The 15,569-nt window shown below is 67.5% G+C and carries 13 protein-coding genes and 1 pseudogene; 3 read left to right on the forward strand and 11 right to left on the reverse strand.

From position 1 onward, the window contains the following. Positions 1 to 62: 62 nt before the first annotated feature. Together aqpZ and mucE are read right to left on the reverse strand one after the other, a co-directional pair. The gene (gene aqpZ, locus FHW81_RS00920) at positions 63 to 752 is read right to left on the reverse strand and encodes an aquaporin Z (RefSeq protein ID WP_003102790.1); all 690 of its coding nucleotides are present in this window, start codon (positions 750 to 752) and stop codon (positions 63 to 65) included. 346 nt (positions 753 to 1,098) lie between these two features. Then, a complete protein-coding gene (gene mucE, locus FHW81_RS00925) occupies positions 1,099 to 1,368 on the reverse strand; it encodes a mucoid induction factor MucE (protein WP_016253007.1) in 270 nt (89 codons plus the stop codon). 194 nt (positions 1,369 to 1,562) lie between these two features. On the opposite strand from mucE, the gene FHW81_RS00930 reads away from it, so the two are divergent. Further along, the gene (locus FHW81_RS00930) at positions 1,563 to 2,279 is read left to right on the forward strand and encodes a response regulator transcription factor (RefSeq protein WP_174215780.1); all 717 of its coding nucleotides are present in this window, start codon (positions 1,563 to 1,565) and stop codon (positions 2,277 to 2,279) included. A gap of 91 nt (positions 2,280 to 2,370) precedes the next feature. Here FHW81_RS00930 and ppa read toward each other — a convergent pair whose 3' ends face one another. From ppa to FHW81_RS00945, 3 genes are all read right to left on the reverse strand, one after another. Next, positions 2,371 to 2,898 carry an inorganic diphosphatase gene (ppa, locus tag FHW81_RS00935; protein WP_003093248.1) on the reverse strand — a complete coding sequence of 176 codons (528 nt, stop codon included), beginning with the start codon at positions 2,896 to 2,898 and terminating at the stop codon, positions 2,371 to 2,373. 79 nt (positions 2,899 to 2,977) lie between these two features. Next, positions 2,978 to 3,808, reverse strand: coding sequence for a zinc-dependent peptidase (locus FHW81_RS00940; protein ID WP_004365822.1), 831 nt, complete (start codon positions 3,806 to 3,808; stop codon positions 2,978 to 2,980). A 2-nt stretch (positions 3,809 to 3,810) separates the two neighbouring features. Beyond that, a complete protein-coding gene (locus tag FHW81_RS00945; RefSeq protein ID WP_003093241.1) occupies positions 3,811 to 4,476 on the reverse strand; it encodes a DedA family protein in 666 nt (221 codons plus the stop codon). 193 nt (positions 4,477 to 4,669) lie between these two features. On the opposite strand from FHW81_RS00945, the pseudogene FHW81_RS00950 reads away from it, so the two are divergent. Next, positions 4,670 to 6,253: pseudogene (locus FHW81_RS00950) on the forward strand (protein kinase). Here FHW81_RS00950 and FHW81_RS00955 read toward each other — a convergent pair. The 6 genes from FHW81_RS00955 to exaC all read right to left on the reverse strand — a co-directional run bounded on the left by FHW81_RS00955 (position 6,146) and on the right by exaC (position 13,175). Further along, complete coding sequence (locus tag FHW81_RS00955) at positions 6,146 to 7,039, reverse strand: substrate-binding periplasmic protein (protein ID WP_003102782.1); 894 nt, start codon at positions 7,037 to 7,039, stop codon at positions 6,146 to 6,148. The pseudogene FHW81_RS00950 and the gene FHW81_RS00955 sit on opposite strands and share 108 nt — an antisense overlap. A gap of 49 nt (positions 7,040 to 7,088) precedes the next feature. Beyond that, positions 7,089 to 7,550, reverse strand: coding sequence for a GNAT family N-acetyltransferase (locus FHW81_RS00960; RefSeq protein ID WP_003093235.1), 462 nt, complete (start codon positions 7,548 to 7,550; stop codon positions 7,089 to 7,091). 162 nt (positions 7,551 to 7,712) lie between these two features. Continuing rightward, complete coding sequence (gene eutC, locus FHW81_RS00965) at positions 7,713 to 8,534, reverse strand: ethanolamine ammonia-lyase subunit EutC (protein WP_023081564.1); 822 nt, start codon at positions 8,532 to 8,534, stop codon at positions 7,713 to 7,715. Positions 8,535 to 8,544: 10 nt separating this feature from the next. Next, the gene (locus FHW81_RS00970) at positions 8,545 to 9,939 is read right to left on the reverse strand and encodes an ethanolamine ammonia-lyase subunit EutB (RefSeq protein WP_003093232.1); all 1,395 of its coding nucleotides are present in this window, start codon (positions 9,937 to 9,939) and stop codon (positions 8,545 to 8,547) included. Between the two features lie 57 nt (positions 9,940 to 9,996). Continuing rightward, positions 9,997 to 11,445, reverse strand: a complete 1,449-nt coding sequence (gene eat / locus FHW81_RS00975) for an ethanolamine permease (protein WP_003093230.1) — start codon at positions 11,443 to 11,445, stop codon at positions 9,997 to 9,999. A gap of 209 nt (positions 11,446 to 11,654) precedes the next feature. Continuing rightward, on the reverse strand, positions 11,655 to 13,175 hold the full coding sequence (exaC, locus tag FHW81_RS00980) for an acetaldehyde dehydrogenase ExaC (RefSeq protein WP_009313359.1): 1,521 nt from the start codon (positions 13,173 to 13,175) through the stop codon (positions 11,655 to 11,657). A gap of 338 nt (positions 13,176 to 13,513) precedes the next feature. Here exaC and eatR point away from each other — a divergent pair, with 338 nt between their 5' ends. Then, positions 13,514 to 15,445 (forward strand): sigma-54-dependent transcriptional regulator EatR, encoded by a 1,932-nt coding sequence (gene eatR / locus FHW81_RS00985; RefSeq protein ID WP_009877475.1) that lies wholly within the window; start codon positions 13,514 to 13,516, stop codon positions 15,443 to 15,445. Positions 15,446 to 15,569: the final 124 nt, after the last annotated feature.

A 15,569-nucleotide genomic window follows, 5' to 3' on the forward strand; every position in this document is an offset into this window, starting at 1 on the left:
CCGCACGCTCCCTTGTCGTTTCCTCGGCCGCAGCGCCTGGCGGTTGGGCCAGGCGCTTCGGTTCAGTCGTTCTTGTCGCCGATCAGGCGATAGGCCAGGGCGCCGAGTACCGCACCGAGAATCGGCGCGACCCAGAACAGCCACAGCTGGGAAACCGCCCAGTCGCCGACGTACAGGGCGACCGCGGTGCTGCGCGCCGGGTTCACCGAGGTGTTGGTGACCGGGATGCTGATCAGGTGGATCAGGGTCAGGGTCAGGCCGATGGCGATCGGCGCGAAGCCCTGCGGCGCGCGCTTGGAGGTGGCGCCGAGGATGATCAGCAGGAACATGCCGGTAAGTACCACTTCGCTAACCAGCGCGGCTTGCAACGAGTAGCCGCCCGGCGAGTGTTCGCCGTAGCCATTGGAGGCGAAGCCGGCGGCCAGGTCGAAGCCGGCCTTGCCGCTGGCGATCAGGTACAGCACGCCGCCGGCGGCGAGGCCACCGAGGACCTGGGCGACGACATAGGGCAGCAGTTGGCTGGCCGGGAAGCGCCCGCCGACCCACAGGCCTACCGATACCGCGGGGTTCAGGTGGGCGCCGGAGATCGGGCCGATGGCATAGGCCATGGTCAGCACGCTGAGGCCGAACGCCAGGGCCACGCCGAGGTAGCCGATTCCCAGTTCCGGTACGCCGGCAGCGAGTACTGCGCTGCCGCAGCCGCCCAATACCAGCCAGAAGGTGCCGAAGAACTCTGCTCCGTATTGCTTCATGATGAGGTCCTTTTCAGATCCAGGATGGGACGCGGATCGAGGCGTCCGGATAGCGGGAGGGGATGATTCGAACAAGGAAGGGGAGATGACACATCCGTGTGTCGAAGCCAGCCCTGGGGGGATTGGCTCGGTTGCCTGGGGCGATCGTCCGTTACCGACCCCTGACTGTGGTTCGAGTGGTCTCGTTCCACGGCCCGCCGGAGCGGGTTTACACATCCCTGTGTCGGAGCAATCCATTTGCTCCTTGGCCTACTCAGCGGTTGGAAATCTACCAAGCGCGATTTGTCTGCTGTGAGATTTGCCATATTTCTTCAGATTCTTCCGCGCTATTTCAGATTCGTCGCGTTCAAAACACCCAGCGCAACTCGTCACGCACGCTGACGGCGCCGGACAGGTCGACGTTCCACATCTCGGCCCTGGCGCGGGCCGGGCCGTCGAGGCCGAGCGGAGTAGCGAAGGACGGGCTGGCGGTGCCCTGGCTGAACGAGGGGGCCTGGACCGGGCCGGCCGGATGGCTTACCGATTCCAGGCCGAGGACCAGGGCAAGGCAGGAAAACTTGCCGAGGGCCTGCAGGTTGATGTCACGCAAACGTTGGCTAACTGGCCGGAAACCCATGGCTACGACTCCTTGATAGGTCAGGCTGGCGCTGGCTCGCGGGCTCTTCGTCCCGCTTAATGGCTATTTGGAATCAGGCTATCAAGGGCTGGTCGCGACCAGAGAGATTCGTCACAATTCTTCAGATTTGTACGTAATTCGCCGTTCCTGGAGCGAAAAAGGGGCGTTAGCCCGATTGAACAGGACCAGCTTTTATGCGTGTCGCGATACTGGACGACGAGTCGGCCGAACTGGACCGGGTCGAGCAGACCCTGCAGCAGATACCCGCGCAGGGCGAACAGGCCTGGACGGTGCACCGTTTCGCCCGTGGCGAGGACCTACTCAAGCAGCTCAAGCGGGAAACCTTCGACCTGCTGATCCTCGACTGGCAGTTGCCGGACCTCAGCGGCCTGCAATTGCTGCGCTGGAGCCGCGAGCATCTGGATGCGCCTCCGCCGGCGATCATGCTGACCAGCCGTGACGCCGAACAGGACATCGTGCAGGCGTTGAACAGCGGCGCCGACGACTATGTCAGCAAGCCGTTCCGGCCCAACGAACTGAAGGCGCGGGTAGCCGCCGTGCTGCGTCGCCACGGGGGAACGCGTCCCGCGCAGCATGAGGTGCAGACTTTCAACGACCTCAGCTTCGACGATGCCGAGCTGACCGTGACCCGGGCCGGCGCGCCGATCAGCCTGACCGAGCGCGAATACCGCCTGGCCCGCTGCCTGTTCGCCAACCTGGGACGGCCGTTATCGCGGGAATATCTCTACGAGCGCTTCTGGCCCCACGAGGAAGTGTTGTCCTCGCGGCCGCTGGATACCCACATCTATCGCCTGCGCACCAAGCTTGGCCTGACCGCCGAGCGCGGTTGGCAGTTGCTGACCATCTACGGCTACGGATATCGGTTGGAGAGCGTGGCGACGGTCGACTGAGCGGAGCGGGGTGGCGAGACCGACCTTGGCGGTCGGCGAGGGAGAATGAAAAAGCCCCGCGGCTGCGGGGCTTCTTTTCGGCGAGGCGCGCTTACTTCTGGAACGCGGCCACGGCCTTGGTGATCTCGGCGCGGGCGGCGTCGGCGTTGCCCCAGCCTTCGACCTTGACCCACTTGCCTTTCTCGAGATCCTTGTAGTTCTCGAAGAAGTGCTTGATCTGCTCCAGCAGCAGGGCCGGCAGGTCGGTGTATTCCTTCACGTCCTTGTACAGGACGCTCAGCTTGTCGTGCGGCACGGCGATCAGCTTGGCGTCGCCGCCTGCCTCGTCGGTCATGTGCAGGACGCCAACCGGGCGCGCGCGGATCACCGAACCGGGAGCGACCGGATAGGGGGTCACCACCAGCACGTCCAGCGGGTCGCCGTCGTCGGCCAGGGTGTTCGGGATGAAGCCGTAGTTGGCCGGGTAGAACATCGGGGTGGCCATGAAACGGTCGACGAACAGGCAGTCGGTGTCCTTGTCGATCTCGTACTTGATCGGCGCATGGTTGGCCGGAATCTCGATAGCGACGTAGATGTCGTTCGGCAGGTCCTTGCCGGCCGGGATCTTGCTGTAGCTCATGGGTGACTCCAGAGGTTTCTGGCCAAAAAAGAGGCCGCGATTATAGGCATATTCGGTTGTCGATGCCATGTACCGGCATTCAGCCGTTAGTCGTGTCGCCCGCCGCCTCGCGGTAGTCCGGATGCTCGGCCTGCAGGCGGCGCAGGCGTTGCAGTGGGTCCTGGCGGTAGAACAACTGGAGCTGCCGGTATACCGCCGGATAGGCCTCGTGGAGGAGATCCGGAGCGGTGAAGAAATACTCGCTGGTAACGGCGAAGAACTCCGCCGGATCTTCCGCCGCATAGGGATCGATGGCGGTCTGCGCGTCGGGATCGCGGTCGAGCAGGGCGTTCATCTCGTCGTAGGCGGCCTGCATGGCGCTCGCCCAGTCGCCGATGCGCATGCCGGCGTGCAGCGGCGGCAGGCCGTTGGCGTCGCCGTTGAGCATGTCCAGCTTGTGCGCCAGTTCGTGGATCACCAGGTTGTAGGCATCCCAGCCACCCCCGCCGACGACGCCGGGCCAGGCCAGGACCACCGGCCCTTGCAGGGACGTCTCGCCGCTGCGTTCGTCGTCGAACTCATGGACTACGCCGCTGGCGTCGCGGTATTTCTGCGGGCTGACGAAATCGTCGGGATACAGCACCAGTTCGTGGAAGCCCTGGTACCAGTTCAGCTCCGGCAGGTGCAACAGCGGCAGTTGCGCCTGCGCCGCCAGCAGCAGGCGGCCGAAGTCGTCGAGATCGACGCCGGCGAGTGCGGTCAGGTGCTTGTCGGCGAGAAACAGCACGGCCCGCTCGCGCAGGCGGCGGTCCTCGTCGGCGTCCAGGCCGTCGAGGATCGGCAGGTGCCGGCGTACCCGCTGCCAGAGCTCTTCGGCCACCGGGTGGCGTGCCAGCAGGCGCCGGCGCCGCCAGGCGCGGAACGACCACATGCTCAGTCGCTCTGGGCCTTGGCCTGTTTGGCGGCGCTCGCCTGCAGGCGATGGCGAATGAAGCCGAGGATCATCGGCAGCAGCGACAGCAGGATGATGCCGATCACCAGCAGCGACAGGTTCTTCTTGATGAACGGCACGTTGCCGAAGAAGTAGCCCAGGGTCACCAGGCCGCCGACCCAGGCCACGGTGCCCACCACGCTGAACATGACGAAGCGCGGGTAGTGCATCTTCGCCATGCCGGCGACGAAGGGCGCGAAGGTCCGCACGATGGGCAGGAAGCGCGCCAGGGTCACGGTCTTGCCGCCGTGGCGTTCGTAGAACTCATGGGTGCGGTCGAGGTAGTCGCGGCGGAATACCTTCGAGTCGGGGTTGCTGAACAGCCGCTTGCCGAGGGTCCGGCCGATCACGTAGTTGGTGCTGTCGCCGGTGATCGCCGCGACCATCAGCAGCCCGCCGAGCAGCCATGGGTCCATGCCGCCGGTGGCGCAGATGGCGCCGGCGATGAACAGCAGCGAGTCGCCGGGGAGGAACGGAGTCACCACCAGGCCGGTTTCACAGAAGATCACCAGGAACAGGATGGCGTAGATCCAGACGCCATAGTTGCTGACCAGCATGGCCAGGTAGGTATCCAGGTGGAGAATCAGATCGATTGGGTTGAAGTCCATTGAGCAACCTGCGGAGACAACGCGTTGAGCGGCAGAGGGCCGCCATTATAGGGGGGCGTCCGGATGGGTGGGGGGCTGTTTGTCGCGATCCCGGCAAAACCACTGATTGCAGGATGTTTCGGTAATTTTTCCGAAATTGGTCGGCATAAAGTCTGCAAGAACAGGAGAAATTTCTAGCAGGGAAGGGCGTGCGATGACACTCCAGCCTTTTGCCCAGCCACCGCTCAGTCTCGCCCTGGGCGCCGGGCGCGACCTCCCGGGGCAGGCCGCGCGGGTTCGCGCCGAATGGCTCGCGCCTCGCCCCGGACGGGCTCCGGCGTTTCTCCTGGCGCTGCTCTGGGGACGCGGTTGCGCCAACGTGGTGCAGGCCATCGAAGGCCATCTCGACGCCCTGTTCGCCGACTACGCCTGTACCCCCGAGGGTTGGCCGGAAGCGCAGGCGGCGCGGCAGGTCCTGGCTTCGCTGAACATGCAGCTCTATCGCCGGCGCCGCGAAGGCGAGCCGGGCGTGCTCGAGCTGGCGGCGGGGTTGCTGCTGGTCCATGCCGGAGGCGTGCACTTTCTCCAGTGCGGCGCCGTCGGCCTGCTGCGTTATCGCCAGGGCAGCCCGCAGCGCCTGGGAGGGAGCGGCCAGCCGCTGGGTAGCAGCGCGGAGCTGGCGCTGGTCCAGCACAACCTGACCCAGGTGGCCGGCGAGCCCTTGTTGCTGGCGCCCCAGCCGCTGCTCGAAGTGGCCGACCTGCGCGCCCTCGGAGAGCGTTGTGCGGGGCTGGCCACGGGGCGCCTGGAGGGCGTGCTGCAGCCGTTGCTGCATGCGCCGGGGGCGGTGGCGCTGGTCTTGCCGGGGGCGCTCGAGCGCGCCCCGGCGGCGCCACGGCATACCGGCTGGCCAGCGCTGGGCGCGGCGTGCCCCGGCGACTGAGTGGATGGCTGGACCTTGCAGGCAGCTTGCGCGTTCGGCCCGCCCGGGCGGCTATTCCGCGCCTGCGACGAGCAAGGACGCGAGGCGTTGCTGCTGCTCGCGGCGGTCGATGCCGACGAAGCGTTCTGGCAGCGCGAATGGGCATTGCGGCGCTGCCGTGCGGAGAGCCTGCCGCGAGTATTGTCGTCGCCCCGGTTGCGTCGTCATGCCTTCCAGTTGTTCGCTCCGCCGCGCTGGCCGATGCGCAGCCTGCTGGATTGGGCGCCAGCGCACCTGCCGCTGGAACCGCAATGCGCGCTGGTCCTCCTGGAGCAACTTATCGATGCGGTTCGCGCCTTGCAGCGGCGCGGCGTACAGGGCTTGTGGCTGGCGCCGCGGCAGATCCTGCTGGACGAGGGCGGGCGCCTGCTGTTCCTCCCCGAGGCGGCGGCGATCCTGCCGGGGGTGGCGCGCCAGGCGCTGCCTGCGGACAGCGTGCCGCTGGCGCCGGAGTTGCGTCGCGGCGAGGCGCTCGATGGCCGGGCCGACCAGTTCGCCCTGGCGGCGCTGTTCTATTGGCTGCTCTGTGGTCGCTGGCCGTCGATCGCCTGCCCGGAGAGCGACGGCGGATGCCGCTACGAGCCCCTGGGCGAGCGTCAGGCGGACCTGCCGGTCGGCTGGGATGGGGTATTGGCGCGGGCCCTGGCGCCGCGTCCGGAGGGGCGCTTCGAAGCGTTGTCGGAATTCTGGCTGGCCTTGCAGAAGCCGCTAGCGCATCCCCAGCGGGTCTTCGCGCCACGCCGGTTGCAACGGGGCGTGCTGGCCCTGGTCCTGCTCCTGGCCGGGGCTGCGCTGCTGGTCGGCCTGGCCGGTTAACGGATCGACGGCCAGCGTGCGGGTCTGCCCGCTGCGTTCGAGGTGTGCTTCGGCGATCAGTTGTTCCAGCCGGCCGCTGCGACGCATCAGGCGCAGGTTGCGGTCGAGGCTGGCGGCAAGGGCGGCGCCGCGGGCGTGTCTTTTCGGCACCAGTACATAGAGCGGCTTGACCTCCAGCGGCGGTTCGATGAACACCAGGCGATCCTTCAGCGCCGGCACGTTGCGCGCCAGCAGGTGGTAGCCGGTGTAGCGATCGACCACGGCCAGGTCGATACGCCCGCGCAGGAGCTTCTCGAGGTTCTGCCAGTCGTTGGTCACCGCGTCCTTGGTCAGGCTGCGGTCGGCGTCGAAATCCTCCCGGTTGACGTAGCCGCGGACCACGCCGATGCGGTACGGACGCAGGCTTTCCAGATGCGCGGGATTGACCGGCAGCAGGCGCTCGCGCTGGCGGAAGAAGCCCAGTTGCGAGTCGAGCAGGGGGATGGTGGCGTGGAACAGTTCGCGCCGCTCGGGCGACAGGTAGGCCGGCATGAGAGCGTCGAAGCGCCCCTCGGCGGCTTCTTTCAGGGCACGTTGCCAGGGCAGGAACACCAGTTCGGCGCGGTGCCCGTCGAGGGCCAGGGCTTCGTCGAGGATGCGGCTGGCGAGGCCCTTGCCCGGCAGGTCGGGGCCGACGTAGGGCGCCCAGTCGAGGGTCGCCACGCGCAGGGTGTCGGCCTGCGCGCCGGCCGTGGCGAGGAGCAGGCCGAGCAGGACGCCGGGCCAGTGCCAGGTGCGCGAACCCATGGATGCCTCTGCTCTGAGCGATCGGTTGGGAGGTGCCGTGCCTTTGTCTTCAGCTTAGTTCGTCGCTGATCGGCAGGGTGTAGTTCTTGAACTCCTGGTCTTCGCGGAAGCCGATCGACTCGTAGACTTTCTGCGCTACCTCGTTGTCGACGCTGGTGGAGACACGCATGCGCACCGCATGGGTTTCCCGGGCCATCTGCTTGGCGTGTTGCAGCAGGTGGTCGGCGACCAGTTGCCGGCGCGCCTCCTCGGCGACGTAGATGTCGTTGAGGATCCAGACGCGCTTGAGCGACAGCGAGGAGAAGCTCGGATAGAGCTGGCAGAAACCGAGCAGCCGGTCTTCTTCGTCGGCCAGCGCCAGGTAGATCACCGACTCCTTGCGGCGCAGGCGTTTCTCGAGGAATTTCCGCGAGGACTCGGGGTAGGAGAGCATGCCGTAGAATTCGCGGTACTTGACGAACAGCGGCGCCAGCAGGTCGAGGTGTTCGAGGGTGGCTTGCACGATTCGCATGACGGGCCTCGCATTGCGGGAAGGGGCTGCCGGGACGATGCAGGCTGCATGCCAGCAACGCTTCGATGCTGCCCAATCTCCCTGGAAAGCGCAATCCAAGCGAACGTTTGAATCGGCCGAAGGAGGGGCGACGCGCGCCGGCCCAGCCTTCGGCCGGGAGGCTCAGTCCCTCGCCAGGAGGAAGTTGCCGGTGCGCGGAGCCTCGCCGTCCAGCGCCTGGACCTCCGCCTCGTCCTTCAGGTTGACCCCGGAAAGCTGCCGCCGGCAGGCCTCGCGCATCAGGTAGAGCAGGCGGTGCGCGGCCATGCCGTAGCTGAGGCCTTCCAGGCGGACGTTGGAGATGCAGTTGCGATAGGCGTCGGTGAGGCCGACCCGCGGGGCCCAGGTGAAGTACAGGCCGAGGCTGTCCGGAGAGCTGAGGCCGGGACGCTCGCCGATCAGGATGACGCTCATCTTCGCCCGCAGCAATTCACCGATCTCGTCGGCCACCGCCACCCGTCCCTGTTCCACCAGGACCACCGGGGACAGCGACCAGCCTTCGGCCAGCGCCTGTTCCTCCAGGCGTTCGAGGAAGGGCAGGGTGTGACGCTGCACGGCCAGCGCGGAGAGGCCGTCGGCGACCACGATGGCCAGGTCGATCTGCCCGTCGTAGCAGGCGGCGTGTTCGCGCAGGCGTTGCACCGAGGCCTCGTCGAGGCGCCGGCCGAGGTCCGGGCGTTGCAGGTAGACGTGGCGGTCGGCGGCGGCGCTGTGCAGCAGCAGGCTGTCGCGGCCGCGCTGGCGCAGGCCGTCGCTGATGGCCGCATGGTCGAAGGGCAGGTGCACGGCGTCGCGCGCCTGGGCGTGGGCGTACTGGAAGTCCAGTTGCGGGCGGGTCGGCAGGCTGGTGCCGGTGCGGCCCAGGGCGATCCGCGCGGGGGTCAGCTGGCGCAGCGGCAGCCAGGGGTTCTCGGCGCTGGTGTCGGGCAGGTGCTTGTCGTTCATCGGCATCTCCTCAGGCCAGTTGCGCCAGGGCCTGGCGGAACGCCGGCGGTAACTCGTCACCGAAGCGGATGCGCCCGTCGGCCTGGGTGAAGATTCCCATCCGCTGCAACCAGTCCTCGAATTCCGGCGCCGGCTTCAGGCCCAGCGTCTGGCGCGCATAGAGGGCGTCGTGGAAGGAGGTGGTCTGGTAGTTGAGCATCACGTCGTCGGAGCCGGGAATGCCCATGATGAAGTTGATCCCGGCGACGCCCAGCAGGGTCAGGAGCATGTCCATGTCGTCCTGGTCGGCCTCGGCATGGTTGGTGTAGCAGATGTCGCAACCCATCGGCACGCCGAGCAGCTTGCCGCAGAAGTGGTCTTCCAGGCCGGCGCGGATGATCTGCTTGCCGTTGTACAGGTACTCGGGACCGATGAAGCCGACCACGGTGTTCACCAGGAACGGCTTGAAGTGACGAGCCACCGCATAGGCGCGGGTCTCGCAGGTCTGCTGGTCGACGCCGTGGTGGGCGTTGGCCGAGAGCGCGCTGCCCTGGCCGGTCTCGAAGTACATCAGGTTGTTGCCTAGGGTGCCGCGCTTCTGGCTGAGCCCGGCCTCGTAGCCTTCCTGGAGGATCTTCAGGCTGATGCCGAAGCTGGCATTGGCCGCCTCGGTGCCGGCGATCGACTGGAACACCAGGTCCAGCGGCACGCCGCGGTTGATCGCCTCGATGGAGCTGGTGACGTGGGTCAGCACGCAGGCCTGGGTAGGAATCTCGTAGCGCTGGATGATCGCGTCGAGCATCTCCAGCAAGGCGCAGATCGAGGCCATGCTGTCGGTGGCAGGATTGATCCCGAGCATCGCGTCGCCATTGCCGAACAGCAGGCCGTCGAGGATGCTCGCGGCGATTCCGGCCGGGTCGTCGGTCGGGTGGTTCGGTTGCAGGCGGGTGGAGAGTCGGCCGCGAAGGCCGAGGGTGTTGCGGAAGCGGGTGACCACGCGGATCTTCTGCGCCACCAGGACCAGGTCCTGGACACGCATGATCTTCGATACCGCCGCTGCCATTTCCGGCGTCAGGCCCGGGGCCAGGGCGCGCAGGCTGGCCTCGTCGGCGGCGTCGCCGAGCAGCCAGTCGCGGAAGCCGCCGACGGTGAGATGGGACACCGGGGCGAAGGCGTCGCGCTGGTGGGTGTCGATGATCAGGCGGGTGACCTCGTCGTCCTCGTAGGGAATCAGCGCCTCGTCGAGGAAGTGTTTGAGCGGGATGTCGGCCAGGGCCATCTGCGCGGCGACCCGCTCGCCGTCGTTGCTCGCCGCGACGCCGGCGAGGAAATCGCCGGAGCGCGCGGGGCTGGCCTTGGCCATCACGTCCTTGAGGCTGTCGAAGCGGTAGGTTTCGCCGCCGACGCTATGGGTGAAACGTGCCATGTGTGTCTCCAGTGCCCGGCCTCGCCAGCGGCGGGCCGGGCTTTGTCGTTGTCGCTCTCAGCGCAGGTCCTGTTCCGCCGCCTGGATCGCGGCGAACTCTTCTTCCGGGGTGCCGGACACCAGGTGATGCCGACTGTACAGGGCGAAGTAGCCGATCAGTACAGCGTAGATCGCCACCGCGCCGACCACGACCCGCGGGTCGACCAGGAAGCCGGCGACCACCGCGACGCAGGCCAGCGCCAGGGCTACGCCGGAGGTGAGGATGCCGCCAGGGGTGCGGTAGGGGCGCTGCATGTCCGGGCGGCGGATGCGCAGGGTGATGTGCGCGGCCATCATCAGCACGTAGGAGATGGTCGCGCCGAACACCGCGACCAGGATCAGCAGGTCGCCCTGGCCGGTCAGCGACAGGCCGAAGCCGATCACCCCCGGCACCACCAGGGCCAGTACCGGCGCCTTCTTGCGGTTGGTCAGCGAGAGGCTGCGCGGCAGGTAGCCGGCGCGGGAGAGGGCGAAGATCTGCCGCGAGTAGGCATAGATGATCGAGAAGAAGCTGGCGATCAGCCCGGCCAGGCCGACCAGGTTGACGAACTGGCTCATCCAGGTCGAACCCTTGTAGGCCGACTCCAGCGCTTCCACCAGGGGATTGCCCGAACCCATCAGCTCCTTGGCTCCGGCGGCCCCGGGACCGACGACCAGAATCAGTGCGGCGAAGGCGAGAAGCACCAACATGGCGCCGATCAGTCCGCGCGGCAGGTCGCGCTTGGGGTTCTTGGTTTCCTCGGCGGCCAGCGGCACGCCTTCGACGGCGAGGAAGAACCAGATCGCGTAGGGGATCGCCGCCCAGACCCCGACATAGCCGAACGGCAGGAAGCTGCTGGCGCCGGTCGCCGCGGTCTGCGGGATGTTGAACAGGTTGGCCGAGTCGAAGTGCGGAACCATCGCGACAATGAACACGCCGAGGGCGATGGCCGCCACCGCGGTGATGACGAACATCAGCTTCAGCGCCTCGCCGGCGCCGAGGATGTGGATGCCGATGAACACGATGTAGAACACCAGGTAGATCAGCCAGCCGCCGACGCCGAACAGCGACTCGCAGTAGGCGCCGATGAAGCAGGCGATGGCCGCCGGGGCGATGGCGTATTCGATGAGGATCGCGGTGCCGGTGAGAAAGCCGCCCCAGGGCCCGAAGGCGCTGCGGGCGAAGCCGTAGCCGCCGCCGGCGGTAGGGATCATCGAAGACAGCTCGGCGAGCGAGAAGCACATGCACAGGTACATGGTGGCCATCAGCAGGGTGGCGAGGAACATCCCGCCCCAGCCACCCTGGGCCAGGCCGAAGTTCCAGCCGGCGTAGTCGCCGGAGATCACGTAGGCGACGCCGAGCCCGACCAGCAGGACCCAGCCGGCGGCGCCTTTCTTCAGTTGACGGTGTTGGAAGTAGTCGGCGTCGACGCTTTCGAAGTCGACCCCGGAAGTTGCGGGCGCATGGCCGGTTTGTTCGAGGGACATGGGTTTTTCACCTCAATCTTGTTGTTATCGACCCCGGTTTTCCCGGTGGTGTGCTGTACGTGGTGAACGCAGGCAATAGCTATGCCAGCCGCTCTGCAATCGGCTTGGCGAGGAGGTGGAAGGGGCGCCGCCGTCAGCCTCGGCGGCGTGTTTCACGAGCCGGCGCGACCGCTCCGGGAAAGAGCGGTCGCGGCCGGTCCGGGGTCCTACTAGAAGAAGCCCAGCGGATTGATGTCGTAGCTCACCAGCAGGTTCTTGGTCTGCTGGTAGTGGTCGAGCATCATCTTGTGCGTCTCGCGACCGACGCCGGACTTCTTGTAGCCGCCGAACGCGGCGTGGGCCGGGTACAGGTGGTAGCAGTTGGTCCACACGCGACCGGCCTTGATCCCGCGGCCCATGCGATAGGCGCGGTTGATGTCGCGGGTCCAGAGGCCGGCGCCGAGGCCGTACTCGGTGTCGTTGGCGATGGCCAGGGCCTCGGCTTCGTCCTTGAAGGTGGTGACGCCGACCACCGGGCCGAAGATTTCCTCCTGGAACACGCGCATCTTGTTGTGTCCCTTGAGCAGGGTCGGCTGGATGTAGTAGCCGCTGGCCAGGTTGCCTTCGAGCTTCTCGACGCTGCCGCCGGTTAGCACTTCGGCGCCTTCCTGCTGGGCGATGTCGAGGTAGGAGAGGATTTTCTCGTACTGCTGCTGGGAAGCCTGGGCGCCGACCATGGTCTCGGTGTCCAGCGGGTCGCCGCGCTTGATCGCCCTGACCTTTTTCAGCACCTCTTCCATGAACGCCGGGTAGATCGACTCCTGGACCAGCGCGCGGGACGGGCAGGTGCACACCTCGCCCTGGTTGAAGAAGGCCAGCACCAGGCCCTCGGCGGCCTTCTCGATGAACGCCGGCTCGGCCTGCATGATGTCTTCGAAATAGATGTTCGGGCTCTTGCCGCCCAGCTCGACGGTGGAGGGAATGATGTTCTCCGCCGCGCACTTGAGGATGTGCGAGCCGACCGGGGTGGAACCGGTGAAGGCGATCTTGGCGATGCGCTTGCTGGTGGCCAGGGCCTCGCCGGCCTCCCTGCCGAAGCCCTGGACGACGTTGAGCACGCCCGGCGGCAGCAGGTCGCCGATGAGTTCCAGCAGCACGCAGATGCCCAGCGGGGTCTGCTCGGCCGGCTTGAGCACCACGCAGTTGCCGGCGGCCAGCGCCGGGGCCAGCTTCCAGGCGGCCATCAGCAGCGGGAAGTTCCACGGGATGATCTGCCCGACCACGCCCAGCGGCTCATGGATGTGGTAGGCCACGGTGCTGTCGTTGATCTCGGCGGCGGAGCCTTCCTGGGCGCGGATGCAGCCGGCGAAGTAGCGGAAGTGGTCGGCGGCCAGGGGGATGTCGGCGTTGAGGGTCTCGCGCACGGCCTTGCCGTTGTCCCAGGTCTCGGTGACGGCGAGCAGTTCCAGGTTCTGCTCGATGCGGTCGGCGATCTTCAGCAGGATGTTCGAGCGCTCCTGCACCGAGGTGCGGCCCCAGGCGTCGGCGGCGGCGTGGGCGGCGTCGAGGGCCTTGTCGATGTCCTCGGCGGTGGAACGGGGGAACTCGGCGATCGGCTGGCCGTTCACCGGCGAGGTGTTGGTGAAGTACTGGCCCTTGACCGGAGGCACGAACTCGCCGCCGATGTAGTTGCCGTAGCGGGCCTTGAAGGAAACGATGGCGCCTTCGCTACCGGGATGGGCGTAACGCATGATGGTATCTCCTGGCTCTTGTGCTTATTAGGGGAGGACGCGCTGTCGCGCTTGTCGTAAGCCTGGAGCAAGGGCCGGGCCAGAGTGGCGAAAGGCCCGGAGTAGAGCGTCCTGGAGGTTTCGCAGGGGAGCTTGCGAACGCTCCCTGTCACGCGGGCGGGACGCTCGTGAGTGACACTCTGTACCGTTTTCGGCGCAGCGCATGACTCATCGGTCAGTCCGTCGTTGCATTGCGCCCCGGCCTGTTGGATGCTGCACCGATAGCCGTCCTGAGAGTCGCGGACCGATCCACCGCGCCCAGGCAAGAGACGGCCCGTCCCTCGCGGAGAACCATAACAATGCCTGCCAGTTCCATGAGCCGCCACGCGCGGCAAGTGCTGACCGTCGCCCAGGGCAAGATCCCGCCGGGCGGCCCTGCGACCGATCCGTCCATCGCCCGCTCCTGGCTGCGCTGCCTGGAACAGCACCATCTCGATCCCGGCCAGCCGATGGCGCCGATGGTGCTGGAGCACGCGCGCATGCTCGAACGCCGCGAGCGCCTGCAACAGGTGCTGGAGATCGCCGATGGCGAGATGCACAGCCTCTACCAGCAGCTGTCCGGCAACGACCACGCGGTACTGCTCACCGATGCCCGCGGGGTGATCCTCAATTGCGTCAACGCCGACGCCCAGCGCCAGACCTTCGAACACGCCGGCCTCTGGCTCGGCGCCGACTGGAGCGAGCCCTGCGAAGGCACCAACGGCATCGGCACCTGCGTGGTCGAGCGGCAGGCCCTGACCATCCAGCAGGAAGAGCACTTCCGTAGCCGCCACACCGGCCTGACCTGCTCGGCGAGCCCGGTGTTCGATCCGCAGGGCGAGCTGATGGCGGTGCTCGACGTGTCTTCGGCGCGCCAGGAAGTCTCGCGGCAGAGCCAGTTCCACACCATGGCGCTGGTCAACCTGTCGGCGAAGATCATCGAGGGCTGCTATTTCCTCCGTCGCTTCGAGGGCTCCTGGCTGCTGCGCTTCCATGTCCAGGGCGACTATGTCGGCCTGTTCAGCGAAGGGCTGCTGGCCTTCGAGGAAGACGGGCGGATCCGCGCGGTGAACCAGAGCGCGCTGAACCTGCTCGGTTGTCCGCGCCAGCGCCTGCTCGGCCAGCCGGTGGAGACCTTCTTCGATTGCCGTCTCGACGACCTGCTCGGTCGCGCCTCGCCGCAACCCAGCGCCAGCTGGCCGCTGCGCACCCGCGAGGGACGGACCCTGTACGCCATGCTGCGCGGCGCGCCGCGGGCGATACCCCAGGGCCTGGCGGTGCCCACGGCAGCGAAGCCGGCGCCTGCCGCGCCCGGCCTGTGCCTGGGCGACGCCGAGCTGGCCGCCGATTTCCGCCGGGCGCTGAAGGTCTACGCGCGCGACGTGCCGCTGCTGCTCAACGGCGAGACCGGTTCCGGCAAGGAGGCCTTCGCCAAGGCCGTGCACCTGGCCGGCCCGCGCGCGGAACAGGCGTTCGTCGCGCTGAACTGCGCGGCGATCCCGGAAACCCTGATCGAGAGCGAACTGTTCGGTTATCGCGGCGGCAGCTTCACCGGCGCGCGCAAGGAGGGCATGCGCGGCAAGTTGCAGCAGGCTGACGGCGGCACCCTGTTCCTCGACGAGATCGGCGACATGCCGCTGGCCTTGCAGACCCGCCTGCTGCGGGTGCTGGAAGAGCGTCGGGTAGTACCGCTGGGCGGCGAGCCGGAGGATGTCGACGTGCGCCTGATCAGCGCTACCCACCGCGACCTGGCCGAGCTGGTCGCCGATGGACGCTTCCGCGAGGATCTCTACTACCGCCTCAATGGCATGGTCGTGAGCCTGCCGCCGCTGCGCGAGCGCAGCGACCGCGAGGAGCTGCTGGACTACCTGCTGGCCGAGGAGGCCAGGGGCCAGCGCATCCAGCTCGACGGCGAGGTTCGCCAGGGCCTGCTGGCCTACCGCTGGCCGGGCAACGTCCGGCAGATGCGCACGGTGCTGCGGACCCTGGTGGCACTCTGCGAGGACGGCCGGGTCGGCCTGCGCGACCTGCCCGCGGATATCCGCCAGGCCCTGGCGGCGCTGCCGCCCGCCGCAGCGGCGCCCGCCCCGGCCGCGGGCAACAGCCTGGACGACGCCGAGCGAGCCGCGTTGCTGGCGGCGCTGGACGGCCAGCGCTGGCACGTGAGCCGGGTGGCCGAGCAACTGGGGATCAGCCGCAACACCCTGTATCGCAAGCTGCGCCGGCACGGCCTGGTGCGCGGCCAGGCCTGACGGGCGGGACGGCTCCAGGCGGGCCGCCGCGAGGCCGGCGGGAACCCCGCCGACGCCGCGTCGTCTGATGCCGCGACGCCGGGCGGCCGGCGCCTCCGCTGTGCTAATCTGCCGCCCATTCACA

Source organism: Pseudomonas sp. RC10-4-2 (assembly GCF_050433085.1).
GTDB lineage: Bacteria > Pseudomonadota > Gammaproteobacteria > Pseudomonadales > Pseudomonadaceae > Pseudomonas > Pseudomonas aeruginosa.

Bases quoted from the DNA above. Each gene is read 5' to 3' on its own strand.
- aqpZ (WP_003102790.1), bottom strand. From the start codon at position 752: ATGAAGCAATACGGAGCAGAGTTCTTCGGCACCTTCTGGCTGGTATTG.
- mucE (WP_016253007.1), bottom strand. From the start codon at position 1,368: ATGGGTTTCCGGCCAGTTAGCCAACGTTTGCGTGACATCAACCTGCAG.
- FHW81_RS00930 (WP_174215780.1), top strand. From the start codon at position 1,563: ATGCGTGTCGCGATACTGGACGACGAGTCGGCCGAACTGGACCGGGTC.
- ppa (WP_003093248.1), bottom strand. From the start codon at position 2,898: ATGAGCTACAGCAAGATCCCGGCCGGCAAGGACCTGCCGAACGACATC.
- FHW81_RS00940 (WP_004365822.1), bottom strand. From the start codon at position 3,808: ATGTGGTCGTTCCGCGCCTGGCGGCGCCGGCGCCTGCTGGCACGCCAC.
- FHW81_RS00945 (WP_003093241.1), bottom strand. From the start codon at position 4,476: ATGGACTTCAACCCAATCGATCTGATTCTCCACCTGGATACCTACCTG.
- FHW81_RS00955 (WP_003102782.1), bottom strand. From the start codon at position 7,039: ATGGGTTCGCGCACCTGGCACTGGCCCGGCGTCCTGCTCGGCCTGCTC.
- FHW81_RS00960 (WP_003093235.1), bottom strand. From the start codon at position 7,550: ATGCGAATCGTGCAAGCCACCCTCGAACACCTCGACCTGCTGGCGCCG.
- eutC (WP_023081564.1), bottom strand. From the start codon at position 8,534: ATGAACGACAAGCACCTGCCCGACACCAGCGCCGAGAACCCCTGGCTG.
- FHW81_RS00970 (WP_003093232.1), bottom strand. From the start codon at position 9,939: ATGGCACGTTTCACCCATAGCGTCGGCGGCGAAACCTACCGCTTCGAC.
- eat (WP_003093230.1), bottom strand. From the start codon at position 11,445: ATGTCCCTCGAACAAACCGGCCATGCGCCCGCAACTTCCGGGGTCGAC.
- exaC (WP_009313359.1), bottom strand. From the start codon at position 13,175: ATGCGTTACGCCCATCCCGGTAGCGAAGGCGCCATCGTTTCCTTCAAG.
- eatR (WP_009877475.1), top strand. From the start codon at position 13,514: ATGCCTGCCAGTTCCATGAGCCGCCACGCGCGGCAAGTGCTGACCGTC.